This is a genomic window from Sorangium sp. So ce321 (assembly GCF_051530195.1).
Classification (GTDB): Bacteria; Myxococcota_A; Polyangia; order Polyangiales; family Polyangiaceae; genus Sorangium.
Genome location: NZ_CP150329.1, coordinates 2,832,847 through 2,849,451 on the forward strand (window position 1 = coordinate 2,832,847; position 16,605 = coordinate 2,849,451).

A 16,605-nucleotide genomic window follows, 5' to 3' on the forward strand; every position below is an offset into this window, starting at 1 on the left:
AGCCCGCGCTCGGCGCGCGAGCCGCCCGCGCGAGGGCGACGCTCGCTCAGCGCGCCGGGACAGCGACGTATCGGGCCGATCCGTTGCGCCGGACCCGGAACAGCAGGTCCTGGCGCCCCGCGGCGCGCAGGCGCTCGGCCAGGTCGGCGCCGTTGCGCACCGGCACGCCGTTCAGGTCGAGCACCACATCGCCCGCCTCGAGGCGGCCCGCCGCCGGGCTCTGCGGCGCGATCGACTCGATGCGCGCCCCTTCCAGCGCGTCGCTCGCCAGCACGCCGAGCGGCGGCTGTTCGGCCTCCCCGCCTCCGCGATCGTCTGGCGGGCGCGGTCTCGGCGAGGGCTCGTGCCCGGCCGGCCGCTCGAGCCTCACCGTGGCGCGCCGGTCCGCGCCGCCGCGCTTGTACGTGAGCGTCACCTCGTCCCCGGGCTTGGAACGCCGGAGCGCGCGCGCGAGCTCGCGGGCGTGCTCGACCCGGCGCCCCCCCAGCGACGTGATCACGTCGCCGGGCTTGAAGCCCAGCCGCGAGCCAGGGCTCTCCGGCTCGACCTCCGTGATGAGCGCGCCCATCCGGCCTGGCAGCCGGAGCACCCGCGCCAGCGGCGTGGTCACCTCCTGGAAGCTGATCCCGAGGCGACCGCGGTCCACGCGGCCCGTCTCCCGCAGCTCGGGGAGGACCTCCAGGACCTCGTCGATCGGCAGGGCGAAGCTGATGCCGCGGCCGTCGGCGTGGATCGCCGTCGCGATGCCGATCACCTGTCCCGCCGCGTTGAAGAGCGGCCCGCCGCTGTTCCCCGGGTTGATGGCGGCGTCGGTCTGGAGGAAGCCGTCGAGGCTCCCCGCGCCCATGGGCCTCGAGGTCGCGCTGATGATGCCCCGGGTCACCGTCGGCCCGAGGCCGAACGGGTTGCCGACGACGATGACCTCGTCGCCGGGCCGGACCGCGGCGCTCGAGCCGAGGGACGCGACCCTCAGCGGCTCTGCCCCGAGCAGCTTCAGCAACGCGACGTCGAGCATCGGATCCCGCCCGACCACGGTCGCATCGAAGGCGCGCTCGTCCGAGAGCTGCACCTCGATGCCGAGCGCGTCGCCGACCACGTGGTCGCTCGTCAGCACGAGCCCCTCCGCGGCGATGACGAGCCCTGATCCGAGCGCCCGCTCCACCCGCGGCGCGCCGCCGCCGAAGGGGTATCTCGGGCTCGCGCGCCCGTCCGGCAGCGAGGGCGCCCGCAGGGTGGCGACGGTCACCACCACGGGCTGCACCTGCTCGATCAGCACAGGCAGAGGCAGCGCAGCCAGAGGCAGCGCAGGCAGGGGCATCGCGCCGCCAGGGGCCGGAGCAGATCGAGGCGCGGGCGGCTGCTCTGCGCGCTGGAGCGAGCACGGCGCGCCCGCCTCGCGGCGCGGCGTCGCGGGCGGTGAGAGCGCGGCCGCCCGGTCGTCGCAGGCAGCGAGCGGTGCGGCCCCGAGGAGCCCGACGCACGCCCATGCGGCAGCGTGGAGCCGTCCCACGCGCCGGACGTAGAGCTTCGAGGCGGGATCGCAAGGAGCGCGGGACACGCGCCTCGAGGGCGCCTCGTCCGCGAGGTCGACGCGGCGGCCTGGCCTGGACGAGGCGGCGCGCCGGGCGGTCAGCCGGGCGGCGCGCCTCGCGCGACCTCCGTGCGCACCACCTGGACGACGATCTCCACGAGGCGGCCGCCAGGCTGGGCGAACGACGCCTTGCCGCGGCCGCCCTCGAAGCGCCACGCCAGATCGGCCGGAGCGCCCGTCTCCCCGTCCTCGGCGCCAGCGCGGATGACGGCGCTGACCTCCAGCGTCTGCTTCCCCGCCGTCACGGCCCCGCGCGCCACGGCGAACGTCCCGCTCCCGAGCAGCGCGATGGTCCGCTTCGCCAGGTTGCCGAGGTGTCGCGCGAGCGGCTCTTCCCCCTCCGGACGCCACGACGCGATGTGCCCGGCGTCGTCGATGTCGATGACGAAGCGCGCCTTGCCGGCGCTCCCCAGCGGGAGCGTCGCCCAGCTCGGATCCGCCTGGCACGCAGGCGGAATGGCCCTCGTGAAGGCGCGCCCGAGGCTACGCACCGCGCTGACGCCGGCCGCCCCGAAGTCGCCCTCGCCGCCTTCGCCCGCGCCAGCGCTCGTCCGCGCGGCGGCGGTGCGCGCCCTGTCGCCGGGCTGCTCGCTGGCCTCGGGCTCCGCGTGCGCTGCCGGCCGAGGCGCCGCCCTGGGCCGAGGCGCCGCCGCCCTGCGCGGCGCGGCGGTCGCTGGCGGCGCTGGCTCGCGGCCGGCTTCTGCGCCCTCGGGCGCTCGCGGCCGGGCGGTATCTGCGGGGGCGTGCGCGGGTGGAGCGGGCGCGGCCGCGGCGCTCTCGGATCCGACGCGGTCATCGGCCGGGCGTGAGGAGCCGCCGCTCCCTGGCAGCGCCGCCGTGGTCCCGGTCCAGAGATCGATGGGCTCGCGCTCCTCCGCGGGCGCGGCGGGAGGGGGAGCGGCCTCTCGCCCCGACAGCCCCGCGGACCCCCACGCGCCCAGGTGGACGAGCCCCGAGACGAGGAGCGCCGGCAACATCGCTCGTTCATCGCGTATCGCATCGCGCATCGGCTCGCACTCCGCCCTGGAACCCGGTCGAAGGGGCCTCGGCCCCTGGCCTTTCGCTGAAGCTCGTTGCCCGGCGCCTGTGGTTCTGCCAGACAGCACCGCGGCTGCAACGTTCCCGAGCGCGCCTTGAAGCTCCTCGCCCTCTCCACCTCGACCCCGCGCGGCAGCGCGGCGCTCTTCGACGCCGCGGATCTGGACGGCGACGCCCCGTCGAGCAGCGGCCTCCCTGCCGCCGATGCCGCGGCGGCGCCGGACGCCGGCGCGCGCTTGCTCGCGTCGACGACCTACGCCGATCTGCACGGGCATGCGGAGCGCATCTTCGGGGCCATCGACGAGGTCCTCGCCGCGGCAGGCATCCCGGCCGCCGCGGTGGGGGCGCTCGGCTGCGACGTGGGGCCCGGCTCGTTCACCGGGGTCCGGGTGGCGGTCGCGGCGGCGAAGGGCGTCGCGCTCGCGCTCGACGTCCTGGTCGCCGGCGTCACCTCGCTCGAGGCGATGGCCGCCGCCGCCTTCGCCGGCGGCGCGGCCAGCCCCGGCGATCTGCTGGTCCCGCTGATCGACGCCAAGAAGGGGGAGGTCTTCCTCGCCGCCTTCGACAGGCCCGCGGCCCCGCCCGAGGCGCCGCCGCGGCACGTGCCGCGCGACGCGGCGTTCGAGGCCATCGCCGCGCTCGCCGCCGGGCGCCGCGTCGTCGTCATCGGCGCGGTCGCCGACGAGATCGAGGCGCTCCGGCCGCTCGCCGCGCGCGGCGAGGCGCTGGATTTTCCCGACGCTGTCTGGATCGGTCGCGTCGCCATCGGCCGGCTCCGGGCCGCCCTCGCGGGCGGCGAGCGCGGGCGAGGGGCAGCCGAGCACGATCCGGCGCTCCTCGAGCCGCTCTACGTGCGCGCGCCGGACGCGAAGCCAGCCGAGCTGGGATACACTCCGCCCCGATGACCAGCTCGTCTGAAGGGGACGGCGTCTCACCGGACGCCGAGCGCGAGGCCCCGAGCGCCAGCGACGCGGAGCGCGCGCCGCTGCCCTCCGCGGCAGCGGCGCCTGCGCGCTTTCCCGCCACGATCGCCGGAGCGCCCGCCGAGCCCGACGAGGCCGCCGCCGGCGCCGAGCCGGTCGAGTCAGGGCCCGATCCCGAGCGGCTCCGCGCCAGGTTCGGCCGCCCCTTCGAGGCGGGGGACGTCATCTTCCGCGAGGGCGAGCCCGGGACGGAGGCGTACCTCCTCGAGGAGGGGCGGGTCCGCCTCATCAAGAAGGTCCGCGGCGCCGAGCGCAGCCTGATGGTCCTGAAGCCGGGCGATCTGTTCGGCGAGTCCGCGCTCCTCGGCGGCGCGGCGCGCTGGTCGACGGCGATCGCGCTGTCTCGCGGCGTCGCGCTCGCGCTCGATCAGGGCACGCTGCAGAACCTCGTCGAGCGCAACCCGGCCGTCGCCCTTCGCATCATCAAGCAGCTCGTGGGTCGGCTCCGCGACGCGGAGGACCAGATCGAGATCATGATGCTCAACGACACGCAGTCGAAGGTGGTGAACGCGCTCCTCAAGCTCGCGCAGCAGTCGCGCGCCGCGAGCGGCTCCTCCTCGAACGGCGCCTCGTTCGCGATCTCGCCGATGGAGCTGTCCACGCGCGTCGGCCTCGACGTCGACACGGTGAAGCGCGCCGTGCAGCAGCTCCGCGAGGGCCAGTACCTGCGCGTCGCCGACGAGCGCCTCGAGATCCCCGACATCGACGCGCTGCGGAGGCTGTTCAGCCTGCTCGGCCTCAAGGACGAGATCCGCGGCGAACAGTCATGAGCAGGAAGCGCCTGCTCCTCTATCCTACGCCGACCTGACTCCTGCGGGAAGCCGGATGGAGATCGCGAGGACGCGCCGCGTCTTCTCGCCAGATTCGCGGGTTGACGTGACCAGCAGCCTGGTTTACTCAGGGGTCCCCGCAGGGCAGGTGACATCCCGCCCTGACGTGTTGCCGCGCTGCGGCATTGCTCAGCAGCGGACTCAAGATCGCACATGACATCGCAGCGACACATGACAGCAGCGACCCGCGCGGGGTGCATCCGCGGCGCGGCTGTTGTCCTGTCGCTCTGGTCGCTTCTGCCGTTCGCTCCGCTCTCGCTTGCTGCGTGCGGCGGCGCGCAGCCTGCGGCGCAGGCGGACGAGACGCGGTCGGTCGCGGAGTACGATCTCGCGCGCGACGCGTTCCAGCACGGCCGCCTGCGCGAGGCGCTCGCGCACATCGAGGAGGCGCTGTCGCTCGACGACGACAACGCGGAGGCGGCCTATCTCGGCGCGGTGATCCTGCTCGGCTTCTGCGCGGGCGACGTGCGCTCGAGCGACTGCCGCTTTGACAGCGCCGAGAAGATGGCGCGGCGGGCGCTCGACGCGAACCCCGAGATGCGGGACGCAAAGAACACGCTCGGTGTCATCCTCGTGCATCAGGGCCGCTACGACGAGGCGATCGCGGTGCTCAAGCCGCTCACCGAGGACATCCTCTACGCCTCGCCGGAGAAGTCGTGGGGCAACCTCGGCTGGGCGTACCTGCTCAAGGGCAGCAACGACGAGGCGATCGACGCGCTCCGCCGCGCCGTCGCCGCGCAGCCGCTCTTCTGCGTGGGGCAGTACCGGCTCGGCCTCGCCTACGAGAAGCGGGGCGAGCTCGATCTGGCGCGCGAGGCGTTCACCAGGGCGGTCGAGACCGACCAGCCCGAGTGCAGGCGGCTACAGGACGCGTTCGATGCTCGCGCCCGCGTCGCCGAGAAGAGGGGGCTTCTGGATGAGGCGCGTGCCGACCTCGAGCGGTGTCGCGAGATTGCCGCGACGACGCCGGTAGGGCAGCGCTGCGCCGCACAGTTACAGACGTTGCAGTAAGCCCGCAGCGCCTCTCTGTCCGAGAGGGACTTCGGGGCACGCTAGGGCTTGAGCAACGGTTCTCGGGGTGAGTAGAGTGACGACCGAATGACGATGGGTGGAATGGGATGGAGTCGATCGGACGCTACCTGAGACGCACGCGTGAGGCCCGAGCCATGAGCGTGGAGGAGGTCGCCCGCGCCACGCGCATCCCCGTGATCTCCATCGAGCGGATCGAGGCAGATCACTTCGATGACCTGCCGGGCGAGGTGTTCGTCCGCGGGTTCTTGAAGGCGTATGCCCGCGCCGTCTCGCTCCCGATGGAGGAGGTGCTGGCCCGGTACACGGCGAGCCGCCGGATCGCGCTGGTGACGCCGCTGCCCATCGCGGCGCCCGCGCGCCGCACGCAGCAGAGCAGGCGCTTCGGGGTCGCGATCGCGTTCGTGTTGCTGCTCATCCTGTTCACGCTGGCGCTCAGCATCGTGCTCCGGCCCCGCGGCCACGACATGCCGCCGGAGCTGTCGGAGGGCACCCTTGTGAGGGCTCGTACCTCCCTCTCGACCTGAGGGCCAAGTTTTCACCGCGCGCTCGCCGCGGCTCGCGCTGTAACCCCTTTCTCGCTGCCCATGCCTCGATCCGTTCGCCCGCGGACGGAGCGACTCCGCACCGCGGCGCTCCTGGTCCGTCGTGTCCCGTTCGGTGAGGCCGACCTGCTGGTCGGGCTCTTCACCGAGCAGGGCGGGATCATCTCTGCCACGGCGCGCGGCGGGCGCCGCTCGGCCAAGCGCTTCCCGTCGCTCGAGCCGATGCACCTGCTGCGCGTGACCCTGGAGATCCGCCCGGGCGCCGAGCTCGCCCAGCTCACCGAGGCTGCGATCGAGCGCCCGCGCCTGCGGCTCGCGGGGGATCTCGGGCGCCTCGAGGTCGCCGGACGCGCGCTGCGCTGGGTGCGCGAGATCGCCCCGGCGCACACAGCGGAGCACGCGGCGTGGCGCGAGCTGAACGGGCTCCTCGACCGCCTCGACGAGGCCTCCTCGGTGTCCCCGCAGGCGTTGCTCGCGGAGGCTGGCCTGCGTCTGCTGGTCGCCTTCGGCTGGGGCCTCGAGCTCATGCAGTGCGTCCGGTGCGGGCGCGCCTGTGACGCGACGCAGTCGGCCTATGTCGACCCGGCGCGCGGCGGCCTCGTGTGCCGGGCGTGCGGCGGTGGGCCCCTCTTCCTGCGGCCGGAGCCGAGGGCGCGCCTGCTCGCCGCGATGCTCGGGGATGCGCCGGAGATCCCGGAAGAGGACGTCCCGACCGCGCTCGATCTCGTGGAGGGCGCGCTCACCGCGCACGCGAGCGGGAGCTAGCACCGCGCACGCGAGCGGAAGCTAGCGCGGGCGGGCTCCGCGTCGCCTCACGCCACGGCTTTCCAGAAGCGGCTCACCGCGCGCGGCGCCTCCGCAGACCCCTCGATCTCCACGTACGGCCTGCCCGGCGCGTTGCGCGGGAAGGAGAAGCTGCCCGTGTTCGCGTAGCCGTCGCCGAGCGCCTCGCGGTGCGTGTGGCCGAAGACGACGAGCTTCGCGCCGGTCGTCTTCGCCACGTGGCTGGCGCTCTCGGCCAGCCGGTCCGCGACCGTGCCGGCGTAGCGGTTGTGTCCGTTCGCCCAGCTAACGCCCATCAGCAGCGCTCCGAGCCCGAGCGCCGCGGCGCCTGTCTCGCGCGCGCCGAGCCCGAGCGCCGCGATCCCTGCGCCCATCGACAGGGTCGCGATCACGCGATCGAAGTACAGGCGCGTGAACGTGCTCGCCGCGCTCTCGAGCGTCGGCGTGGCCGCGAGCCCGAGCAGCTCGTCCGCCATCGCGCGGGGCACGCCGAGCTCGTGCGCGAAGCGCTCGACGATCGCGGCGCCCACGGTCGCTTCGCCTCGCGCGCGGTAGAGCGGCCCGCTCTTCAGCATCGCGCCGATCGCCGCGTGGAAGTAGCGGTAGATGACGTAGGGAGCGCGGGGGCCGTACCAGGTGAACGCGGAAAGGAACAGGTGAAGCGGTGTCTGGTCGTTCGCCTGCAGGTAGCGGTGCGCCCCGGTCGGCGCGATGAACTCCTCGACGAAGTGAACGCCGAGGCTGCGCTCGCCGACCACGAGCGGGTGAGCGGGGGCGTTGTCGGGGTCGTACAGGTGCCCGTGCTCGATGTGGATCGCCCCCTCGCGAAAGAACCAGGGCGTCGTCCGGATCCGGGCCCGGGCGTCACCGCCGGCCCCGAGCGCCTCGGCCAGCGCCAGTGAGAAATCGGGCGCTCCGACCTCGGCGTCGTGGTTGCCTCCCGCGAGCCAGAGCTCTCCTCCCCGGTCGACGTGCTCGGCGAGCGCCGCCCGCGCGGTCGGGTGAGCGGACAGCGCCTCGCGAAGCGCGATGGGCCGGGGCATCCAGGGCGACTCGGAGGAGAGGTCGAACAGATCGCCCGCCACCACGATGCGCGCGCCCTGGTGGGCCGTCACGAAACGCGCCAGGTCGGTGGTCACGTCGCGCGGCGTCTGGCGCACGAGATGGAGATCGGCGAGCACGACCGTGCGGCGCTGCGTCATAACCCACCATATTCATCACGTCCGTCCGGGCGCTGCAACTCGCCGCCGGCCGCGCGATCGCGGCGGGACGCCGCCGGCCGGACGATCGCGGGGGGACAGAGGAGAGCAGCCTGCAGAGCTCGGTTTCTTTGTACTGGCGCCGTGGGTGCCGTCGGCCCCGGGCTCGACGCGCGCACCGCTGCGTCCCATGCAACCATGTATGGAAGGCTCGGCGCGGACGCGACCTTTGGCGCAGCGGGGGGGCGATGGACTGCTCGCGGAGATCGACCGCGCCCTGAAGGGGAGGGATATCGAGGCGCTCTCCCGGATCTACGCCGAGGACGCGGTGATCGAGGAGATGAGCAGCCGCAATCCTCCGGCCCATCCCAGCGTCACCAGCGGAAGGCACGCGATCATGGAGCGGCTCAAGAACGACCTCTTCCACGATCCGGTCTCGGGGTGGGCGCGACAGCTCGATTCGACGGAGATCCTGGACGGTATCGAGACCGACGACGGGCTGGCGTTCATGGAGGTGCGGGTCTACGCCGCGGGCGATCGGGTCGTCGCCCAGCACCTCGCCCGCAAGAAAAACGGCCTCATCGTCCATGACCGGATCGCGGTCGTCTGGGACGCGGAGTGAGCCGGCGTCGCTCGGCGTCGCGCCCCTGTGCGCAGGCGAGGGCGGCGCTGCTTTGCGCGGAGGCGTTGTAGAGTGGCGCCGTGACCACCGCCGTCCTCCTCAGCTGCCACGGTACCGTCGAGCGGCTCGATGACCTGCCCGCCTTCCTCTCGAACATCCGCCGCGGTCGGCCCGCCCCGCCGGAGCTGATCGAGGAGGTGCGGCGCCGCTTCCAGACGATCGGCGGCTCGCCGCTCCTGCGGATCACGCAGGCCCAGGCGGATGCGCTCGCCGAGCGGCTCGGTCTCCCTGTCGCGATCTCGGGGCGGCTCTGGCACCCGTACCCGGCGGAGGTCCTCGGCGCCCTCCACGAGCGCGGCGTGCGGTGCGTCATCTCGCTGCCGCTCGCGCCGCAGTCCGTCGACGTCTACCACGCCGTGGTGCGCGAGGCGGCCGGGAGGCAAGACGGCATGGAGGTCCGGTGCGTGCCAGCGTGGGGGCTGGAGCCGGCGCTGCTCGACGCGTTCGTCGAGGTGATCGACGAGGCGCTCGCGCGCTTCCCCGAGGAGGTCCGGGCGAAGGTGGCGGTGATCCTCTCGGCCCACAGCCTCCCGCAGCGGATCATCGACGCGGGTGACCCGTACGAGCGCCAGTTCCGCGCGATGGCCGCCGAGGTCGAGCGCCGCGTCGCGCCGCGGGGGAACCCGGTGCTCGTCGCGTTCCAGAGCCAGGGGATGACCGGCGACGCGTGGCTCGGGCCGGATCTCCGGTCGACGTTCGAGCGGCTCGCCGCGGGCGGCGCGCGCGAGGCGCTGATCGCGCCGATCGGCTTCGTCGCGGACCACGTCGAGACGCTCTACGATCTCGACGTGGAGGCGCATGTCCTCGCGCGGGACGCGGGCCTCGCGCGGCTGGAGCGGACGCCGGCCGTCAACACGCGGCCGCGCTTCATCGACGCCCTGGAGGCGCTCGTCCGCCGCGAGCTCGGGACGGCCGCGCCCTAGGTGGGCGCGGCGACGGCCGCGTCGCAGGCGGCCGGCTCCACGACCCGCGCCGCAGGCGGCCGGCTCAGCGACCCGCGCCGCTGGGCCTGCGCGCAAGCCTCGACACGGCCGCCTGGACGAGCCCGGGCGCGTGCCTCGAGAGCGACACCCCGAGCTTCGCGTGCCCGGTGATGACGGCCTCGGCGCGGCGCGCGACGATGGCGTCCATGATCTGCCGCGCCGCCTTCGACGTCGGCATGATGAGCCAGGGAGGCACCGGCTCCCGGGCGCCGTCGCGCAGCTTGCCCGCGTTGTCGATCCGGCGGATCTCGCTCGCCACGAACCCAGGAGCGACGTGCGTCACCGCGACGCCGTCGCCGTGGAGCTCGCCGCGCAGCGTCTCGGCGAGGGCGCGCACCGCGAACTTGCTCATGGAGTAGGCGCCCATGGTGGGAAACGCGAGGTAGCCGCTCGCGCTGCCGATGAGCGCGACGCCGCCGCGCGATCGCTTCAGCTCCGGCAGCGCGGCCTTCACGGTGCGCAGCGCGCCGAAGACGTTGGTCTCGAACTGCCGCCGGAAGTCGTCGAGCGAGAGCTCCTCGACCCGGCCCGCCACGCCGAACCCCGCGTTCGCGATGGCGATGTCGAGGCGACCGAACGCCTCGCGGGCCTTTTCGACAGCCCGCTCCACGTCGCCGTCGCGCGTGACGTCGCACGGGGTGGCGAGCGCCTCGCCGCCGGACGCACCGAGCTCCGCCGCGAGCGCCTCGAGCCGCTCGGTCCGCCGTGCCGCGAGGACGAGGCGGCCGCCGCGCCGGGCGACCTCCCGGGCGAGCGCCTCGCCGATGCCCGACGACGCGCCCGTGATGAGAACGACCTGCCCTGCGAGCCGGCTTGCCATGGCCTCCCGCATACCACGACCGCGCGCGAGCGAGCGCTGGCGCGCCCCTGGGCGCTCGCTCATGCTCGGCCCTTCCTCGCTCGGCTAGGATTGCCTTGCCCGGCTCGACCGGGCGCCGCTGTGCCCACGTACGTCACGTGGGCAAGTACGGTCACGTATGGTTGCGTACGCTCGCGCACGGGGTGTCATGCGAAGCCACTCGATCCGCCGCTCTCTCGCCGCTCTCCTCGTGGCCGCCGCCTTCGCGGTCCAGGCTCCCGCTTCCGCCGAGCCGCCGTCCTCGCTCGCGCGCGCCGAGGCGCTGCTCGCGCAAGGCGATTACGCGGGCGCAGAGAAGGTGCTCCTCTCGATCCAGGGCGGGGCGGAGCGCGCCGCGGCGCAGCTCGCGAAGGCGCGGATCGAGCTGCTCACGGGCCGCTACGACGAGGCCGCGAAGACGGCGAAGGCGGCCGCCGCGCTCGGCAAGGAGGCGAGGATCGCCGCCGCGCCGCTCCGGGCCGAGGCGCTCGCGCGCCGCGGGAAGATGGCCGAGGCGATCGCGGCGGCGCGCGAGGTCGAGCGGGAGGACGAGGCCCGCCGCGCGCGGCTCGTGCTCGGCGAGCTCCTGATCCAGTCGGGCAAGCGGGGCGAGGCGCGCGCGCCGCTGATGACGATCATCGACGACTACAACGACGACAAGATCACCGCGAGCGACCCGGAGGGGCTGTCCCTCGTGGGGCGCGCGGCGCACCTGCTCCGGAGCGCGCGCGACGCGAACGACGCGTTCAACGCGGCCGAGAAGGTCGGCGGCAAGCAGCGGGTGGAGACGTTGCTCTGGCGAGCCGAGCTTTTCCTCGACAAGTACGACCCCGGCCACGCCGGGCAGGTGGTGAAGGAGGCGCTCAAGCTCGCCCCGAAGGACCCGCTGGTCCGCGTCGCGATGGCGCGCGTCACGCTGGACAGCACGATGGACTTCGGCGACGCCGACAGCGAGATCGCGCAGGCGCTCGCCGTGAACCCGAACCTCGCCGAGGCCTACTTCGTGCGCGCCGGGCTCGCGCTCCGCGACATGGACATCGACGCCGCGGACGCAGCGGCGGACCGCGGGCTCAAGGTCAACCCGAACGACCTGGAGCTGCTCTCGATCAAGGCGGCGGCCCGCTTCCTCGCCGACGACGCGGCCGGCTTCGACGCGCTCAGGGCGAAGGTGCTCGGGCTCAACCCGGAGTTCTCGCGCTTCTTCCAGATCGTCGGCGAGTTCGCGGAGTGGGAGCACCGCTACGACGACATCATCAAGATGATGGAGGCGGCGACGCAGGTCGATCCGAACGACGCCAAGGCGTACGCCACGCTCGGGATGAACCTGATCCGCGCCGGCGACGAGAAGAACGGCGTGCTCGCGCTCCAGAAGGCGTGGGACAAGGACCGCTTCAACGTGCGGGTCTTCAACACGCTGAACCTCTACGAGAAGGACATCTCCACCCAGTACGTGACCGTGGAGGGGCAGACGTTCCGCGTCCGTTACCACAAGCAGGAGAAGCCGATCCTCGAGCGGTACGTGCCGCGCATGCTCGATGAGGCGTGGGGCTCGATGGTGAAGCGTTACGGCTTCACGCCGAAGGTCCCGGTCTCGATCGAGCTGTACGCGTCGACGGAGAACTTCAGCGTCAGGACGAGCGGCCTGCCCAACGTGGGCATCCAGGGCGTCTGCTTCGGCCAGACGCTGGCGGCGCTGAGCCCGGCGGCGGCGGAGTTCAACTGGGGGAACGTGCTGTGGCACGAGCTCGGGCACGTCTTCGCGATCCAGCTCTCGAAGAACCACGTCCCGCGCTGGTTCACCGAGGGGCTCAGCGAGTACGAGACGATCGTGCGGCGGCCGGAGTGGCACCGTGAGGAGGATCCGGCGCTGTTCGCCGCGCTGAAGGGCGGGAGGATCCCGGCGGTCGAGGGGTTCAACCGGGCCTTCACGCACGTCGACGACATCGAGGACGTCACGATGGCCTACTTCGCGGCGAGCCAGATCGTCGTCTTCATGGTGGACGAGTTCGGCTTCCCGAAGGTGGTCTCGATGCTGCCCCGGTGGGCCGCGGGCAAGCGGACGCCGGAGGTCGTGAAGGAGTCGCTCGGCATCAGCGCCGACGAGCTGGATCGGCGCTTCCGCGCGTGGCTGAAGCCGCGCCTCGACCGCTACGAGAAGCAGTACGTCCCCGATCTGCACGCGCCGCCGCTCGACGACGCGCGCAAGGCGGCGGCGCGCGCCCCGAAGGACGCGAAGCGGCTGGTCGAGCTCGCGCTCGCGCTGTTCGAGGACGGGCAGCGGCAGGAGGGCGAGGCGGTGCTCGCCGAGGCGCTCCGGGTCGACCCGAAGCAGCCCGACGCGGCCTACCTCAAGGTGCGGGCGGCGTTCGCCGAGAAGAAGCCCGACGAGGCGGCGAGGCTGCTGAGCAAGATGGTCGCCGACGGCCACGACGGCTACGTCGTGCGGATGAAGCTCGCCGACCTCGCCGAGCTGAAGAAGGACGCGGCGAGGATGAAGGCGAACCTCGAGGCGGCGTCCCGCCTGGATCCCTCGCAGGCCGAGCCGCTCCAGGGGCTCTACGACCTCGCGCGCCGGCAGAAGGACGCGGCGGGCGAGCTGTCGGCGCTGCGCCGGCTGGCGCTGCTCGATCAGCACGACCGCCGGGTCTGGCGGCGGCTCCTCCGGCTGCTCGTGGAGCGTGGCGCGTGGGAGGAGGCGCGAAAGGTCGGCGAGAGCGCGATCTTCGTCGACGTGGCGAACCCGGAGATCCACCGGCTCTACGCGCGGGCGCTGGCGCGCACGGGGCGGCACGTGTCGGCCATCTACGAGCTGAACAGCGCGCTGCTATCCGGGCCGAGGCCCGGGGACGCGGCGGAGATCTACGGGGAGCTCGCCAAGGCGTACGCGAAGATGAAGCGGGACGACTACGCGAAGCAGGCGCTGGCGTACCAGAAGGCGATGAAGGGCGCGTCGCCGCCGGCGCCGCGGGCGATGCCGGACTGACGGCGAGGGGCGACGGGGAGGGGGAGGGCGGACATCCCGGCTGCACGCGCCGGAGGGGGTCTCCGCGCGGCAGGGCGCGGGTGGGCGCTCGGCCATCCGCCGAGGCTGGGACGGGGGAGCTTGCGCATGCACCACCGCCCGGCATGTCTCCCTTCGGGCATTGCCGCCTGGGACGTTTCGTTGCGCGCCACACAAGGCGCGCCTGAGACGTGGAGCCCCCGAGACCTTATGGCACCTCGATCGGTGCCAGGCCTCGGCTACTCGTCCTCGGCCTCCACCTTGTCCCCGCGCAGCCCGAGCGCCTTGCACTTCTTGTAGAGGTGGCTCCGCTCGAGCCCGAGCCCCCGCGCCGTCGCGGCCATCTGACCTCCGTGGTGGCCGAGCGCCTCCTCCAGGATGGTCCGCTCCGCCTCCTCGGCGAGCACCCGGAACGGCACGCCCGGCCGGAAGATCCCTCCCTTCATCGCGGCCTGCTGCCCCCCGAGGCACACCTTCACGTCGCCCTCGTCGATGGTCTCGTCCGGCGTCAAGATCACCAGCCGCTCGATGATGTTGCGCAGCTCGCGCACGTTGCCCGGAAAGCTGTACGCGACGAGCATCCCCATCCCGCCGCTCGTGAACGCCATCCCGGGCCGGTCGTTCGCCTGCGTCGCGAGCGCGAGGAAGTGCCGCGCCAGCAGCGGTACGTCCTCGCGCCGCGCGCGGAGCGGCGGCAGCGACAGCGGCAGCACGTTCAGCCGATCGTACAGGTCCGGCCGGAACTGCCCCTCGCGGCACGCCGCCTCGATGTCGCGGTTCGTCGCCGCCACGACGCGCACGTCGACCTTGATCGTCTCGTTCCCGCCCACGCGCTCGATCTCCCGCTCCTGCAGCACCCGGAGCAGCTTCGCCTGCATCGCGAGCGGCATGTCCCCGACCTCGTCGAGGAACAGCGTGCCGCCGCTCGCGCGCTCGAACTTCCCCCGTCGCTGCTTCGTCGCGCCCGTGAACGCGCCCGCCTCGTGGCCGAACATCTCGCTCTCGATGAGCTCGCTCGGGACCGCGGCGCAGTTCATCTTCTCCAGCGGCCCGCGCGCCCGCTTCGACGCGCCGTGGATCGCGCGCGCGACCAGCTCCTTGCCGGTGCCGCGCTCGCCCGTCACGAACACCGTCGCGGTCGCCTTCGCCGCGCGCGCGATCTGCTCGCGCAGATCGAGCATCGCCCGGCTCTCCCCGATGAGCTCACCTACCTGGCCGGTCTGCGTCCGGAGCGCCTTCGCCTCGGCCTCGGCCCGGACGAGGCGCAGGGTGTTGTCGAGCACGAGCAGCAGCCGGTCGGTCGAGAGCGGCTTCTCCAGGAAATCGATCGCGCCGAGCCGCGTCGCCCGGACGGCGGCGTCGATGGTCGCATGACCGCTCATCATCACGACCGGCAGCTCCGACCCAGCGGTGCGTATCCGCTGCAGCAGCTCGACGCCGTCGCCGTCGGGCAGCGAGACGTCGAAGAGCGCGATGTCGTAGCTCCGCTTCGCGAGCTTCTCCTCGGCCACCCCGACGCCGCCGGCGACGTCGACCGTGTAGCCCTCGAGCGACAGGGCCTTCTGCAGGGTCGTCAAGATCGCCCGCTCGTCGTCGAGCACCAGCACATGTCCGCGCGGCATGTCTGCCACCGTAGCGCGGAACCGCCGCGGCGGAGGCCGCTGACCGCGGGCCGCGCCTCCTCGCCAGACGTCGAGGCGCGGACCCGGTGGCCGATGCGAATGCGTCGGGCTGGCGTCGGCAGGGGCAACAAACGATGGCAACGAGCCGATGCGGCCTCTCATGGCGCCCGCCGCCTCGTGACAGCGCGACGTCAGCGCCGTCTCGGCGCACCCATGCGTGGGAGACGCGTGGAGAAAGGGGCTCCGGCGCGCGGGCGCTATGGTAGCTTGGCGTAGAATGTCTGCCGACGGTCCCGCGACGGCGGAAGGAGATCTGGAGCGCACGCCGTTCGCTCATCTCTTTGTCTATGCCGTCGAGCACCGGCTGACCGGCGCGCTCATCCTGCTGGAGCCCACGGGCGCCCAGCACACGGTGCGGATCGTCCGCGGGTTCCCGGTCAAGGTCCGCCCGAGCGACGGCTACGCGCGGTTCGGTGAGCTCCTGCTCGAGGAGGGATTGATCACCGCCGAGGTCCTGGCGGATGCGCTCGCGACGAGGGGCCTCCTGGGCGACGTGCTCCTGCTCTCGGGGTACCTCGACGCCGCGACGCTCGACTGGCTCGCCCAGGTCCAGTTCGTGCGGCGGATAGTGCACCTCTTCGAGCTGCCCCCCGAGACCAGGTACCGCTACTTCGACGGCCTGGACGTGCTGGCCGACTGGGGCGGCGATCCCGCGAGGGTCGATCCCCTCGCGCTCCTCTGGGCGGGGATGCGCGAGCACGGCGAGCGCTCGACGCGGCTCGAGCGGACCCTCGAGCGGATCGAGGGGGTGCCGCTCCGCGTGCACCCTGCCCTCGAGCCGGGTCGCTTCGGCCTCGGCGAGGGCGAGCTCGCCGTGATCGACATGCTCCAGAGCTCCGCACCCACGCTCGCGGCGCTCATCAGGTCCGGGGTCGCGTCCGAGCCGACCGTGCGCAAGCTCATCTATGCGCTGGCCCTCACCCGGTACCTCGATTTCGGGAAAGGCATGCCGCTCGGCGCGGAGCCTTCGTCGAGCGTGCCGCCTGCCAGCGCCGCGAGCCTGTCGCTCGGGCGCATGCAGCTCCGCGCGACCCTGCACCGTGAAGGCGCCGCCGCGCCCGATCCAGCGGGCGACGGCGAGCGTGCGCCGGTGATCGGGCGAGGTCGCCGCCGCGACCGCGTGTCCTCGGCGCCGTCGCCCACGTCGACCGTCGCGCGGGTGTCTCCGCTCAGCGGAGGCTCGCTCTCCGCCGCTGTCGCGGCCGAGCTCGCCAGCGCCGCCGGCATCGACGGCGGTCGCGCGCCGCGCGAGTCCTCCGGCACCGACAGGGATCGCGACGCGTGGAGCTCGCCCGCTCCGGCCGACGACGGCACCTCTGGCGGCTCGTCGAGCCCCGAGGAGCCCTGACGACCGCGCGCGGCGGCGGGGCAAGAGCCCAGACGAGGCCGCGCCGCGCTGGAAGACGCGCGCACGCTCCCTT

At 73.3% G+C, this 16,605-nt stretch carries 14 protein-coding genes; 9 read left to right on the forward strand and 5 right to left on the reverse strand.

Translation table 11 applies throughout. The features are described 5' to 3' along the window. Window positions 1-46: 46 nt before the first annotated feature. Both WME89_RS11000 and WME89_RS11005 read right to left on the reverse strand, forming a co-directional pair. Complete coding sequence (locus WME89_RS11000; protein ID WP_438009158.1) at window positions 47-1,276, reverse strand: trypsin-like peptidase domain-containing protein; 1,230 nt, start codon at window positions 1,274-1,276, stop codon at window positions 47-49. Window positions 1,277-1,629: 353 nt separating this feature from the next. Continuing rightward, on the reverse strand, window positions 1,630-2,568 hold the full coding sequence (locus WME89_RS11005; protein ID WP_438009159.1) for a hypothetical protein: 939 nt from the start codon (window positions 2,566-2,568) through the stop codon (window positions 1,630-1,632). Window positions 2,569-2,724: 156 nt separating this feature from the next. On the opposite strand from WME89_RS11005, the gene tsaB reads away from it, so the two are divergent. From tsaB to recO, 5 genes are all read left to right on the forward strand, one after another. Beyond that, window positions 2,725-3,534, forward strand: a complete 810-nt coding sequence (tsaB, locus tag WME89_RS11010; RefSeq protein WP_438009160.1) for a tRNA (adenosine(37)-N6)-threonylcarbamoyltransferase complex dimerization subunit type 1 TsaB — start codon at window positions 2,725-2,727, stop codon at window positions 3,532-3,534. Beyond that, entirely contained in the window at window positions 3,531-4,382 is an 852-nt protein-coding gene (locus WME89_RS11015; protein ID WP_438009161.1) for a Crp/Fnr family transcriptional regulator, read from the forward strand. Before tsaB ends, WME89_RS11015 begins: the two co-directional genes overlap by 4 nt. Window positions 4,383-4,613: 231 nt before the next feature. Beyond that, window positions 4,614-5,453, forward strand: a complete 840-nt coding sequence (locus tag WME89_RS11020) for a tetratricopeptide repeat protein (RefSeq protein ID WP_438009162.1) — start codon at window positions 4,614-4,616, stop codon at window positions 5,451-5,453. A 107-nt stretch (window positions 5,454-5,560) separates the two neighbouring features. Continuing rightward, the gene (locus WME89_RS11025) at window positions 5,561-5,998 is read left to right on the forward strand and encodes a helix-turn-helix domain-containing protein (protein WP_438009163.1); all 438 of its coding nucleotides are present in this window, start codon (window positions 5,561-5,563) and stop codon (window positions 5,996-5,998) included. A gap of 60 nt (window positions 5,999-6,058) precedes the next feature. Continuing rightward, the gene (gene recO, locus WME89_RS11030) at window positions 6,059-6,781 is read left to right on the forward strand and encodes a DNA repair protein RecO (protein ID WP_437625107.1); all 723 of its coding nucleotides are present in this window, start codon (window positions 6,059-6,061) and stop codon (window positions 6,779-6,781) included. Between the two features lie 47 nt (window positions 6,782-6,828). Here recO and WME89_RS11035 read toward each other — a convergent pair whose 3' ends face one another. After that, window positions 6,829-8,001, reverse strand: a complete 1,173-nt coding sequence (locus tag WME89_RS11035; protein WP_438009164.1) for a hypothetical protein — start codon at window positions 7,999-8,001, stop codon at window positions 6,829-6,831. A gap of 226 nt (window positions 8,002-8,227) precedes the next feature. Here WME89_RS11035 and WME89_RS11040 point away from each other — a divergent pair, with 226 nt between their 5' ends. Together WME89_RS11040 and hemH are read left to right on the forward strand one after the other, a co-directional pair. Continuing rightward, a complete protein-coding gene (locus WME89_RS11040; protein WP_438009165.1) occupies window positions 8,228-8,620 on the forward strand; it encodes a hypothetical protein in 393 nt (130 codons plus the stop codon). Window positions 8,621-8,700: 80 nt separating this feature from the next. Then, entirely contained in the window at window positions 8,701-9,603 is a 903-nt protein-coding gene (hemH, locus tag WME89_RS11045) for a ferrochelatase (protein WP_438009166.1), read from the forward strand. Between the two features lie 64 nt (window positions 9,604-9,667). Here hemH and WME89_RS11050 read toward each other — a convergent pair whose 3' ends face one another. Next, window positions 9,668-10,483, reverse strand: a complete 816-nt coding sequence (locus WME89_RS11050) for an SDR family oxidoreductase (RefSeq protein ID WP_438009167.1) — start codon at window positions 10,481-10,483, stop codon at window positions 9,668-9,670. Between the two features lie 187 nt (window positions 10,484-10,670). Here WME89_RS11050 and WME89_RS11055 point away from each other — a divergent pair, with 187 nt between their 5' ends. Continuing rightward, the gene (locus WME89_RS11055) at window positions 10,671-13,484 is read left to right on the forward strand and encodes a tetratricopeptide repeat protein (RefSeq protein WP_438009168.1); all 2,814 of its coding nucleotides are present in this window, start codon (window positions 10,671-10,673) and stop codon (window positions 13,482-13,484) included. A gap of 257 nt (window positions 13,485-13,741) precedes the next feature. Here WME89_RS11055 and WME89_RS11060 read toward each other — a convergent pair whose 3' ends face one another. Then, the gene (locus WME89_RS11060; RefSeq protein ID WP_438009169.1) at window positions 13,742-15,124 is read right to left on the reverse strand and encodes a sigma-54-dependent transcriptional regulator; all 1,383 of its coding nucleotides are present in this window, start codon (window positions 15,122-15,124) and stop codon (window positions 13,742-13,744) included. A 277-nt stretch (window positions 15,125-15,401) separates the two neighbouring features. Between WME89_RS11060 and WME89_RS11065 the strand changes: the two genes are divergently transcribed. After that, the gene (locus WME89_RS11065) at window positions 15,402-16,532 is read left to right on the forward strand and encodes a hypothetical protein (protein ID WP_438009170.1); all 1,131 of its coding nucleotides are present in this window, start codon (window positions 15,402-15,404) and stop codon (window positions 16,530-16,532) included. Window positions 16,533-16,605: the final 73 nt, after the last annotated feature.

Coding starts and splice junctions, on each gene's coding strand:
- WME89_RS11005 (WP_438009159.1), bottom strand. CDS start 2,568: ATGTTGCCGGCGCTCCTCGTCTCGGGGCTCGTCCACCTGGGCGCGTGG.
- WME89_RS11015 (WP_438009161.1), top strand. CDS start 3,531: ATGACCAGCTCGTCTGAAGGGGACGGCGTCTCACCGGACGCCGAGCGC.
- WME89_RS11020 (WP_438009162.1), top strand. CDS start 4,614: ATGACAGCAGCGACCCGCGCGGGGTGCATCCGCGGCGCGGCTGTTGTC.
- WME89_RS11025 (WP_438009163.1), top strand. CDS start 5,561: ATGGAGTCGATCGGACGCTACCTGAGACGCACGCGTGAGGCCCGAGCC.
- recO (WP_437625107.1), top strand. CDS start 6,059: ATGCCTCGATCCGTTCGCCCGCGGACGGAGCGACTCCGCACCGCGGCG.
- WME89_RS11035 (WP_438009164.1), bottom strand. CDS start 8,001: ATGACGCAGCGCCGCACGGTCGTGCTCGCCGATCTCCATCTCGTGCGC.
- WME89_RS11050 (WP_438009167.1), bottom strand. CDS start 10,483: ATGGCAAGCCGGCTCGCAGGGCAGGTCGTTCTCATCACGGGCGCGTCG.
- WME89_RS11055 (WP_438009168.1), top strand. CDS start 10,671: ATGCGAAGCCACTCGATCCGCCGCTCTCTCGCCGCTCTCCTCGTGGCC.
- WME89_RS11060 (WP_438009169.1), bottom strand. CDS start 15,124: ATGCCGCGCGGACATGTGCTGGTGCTCGACGACGAGCGGGCGATCTTG.
- WME89_RS11065 (WP_438009170.1), top strand. CDS start 15,402: ATGTCTGCCGACGGTCCCGCGACGGCGGAAGGAGATCTGGAGCGCACG.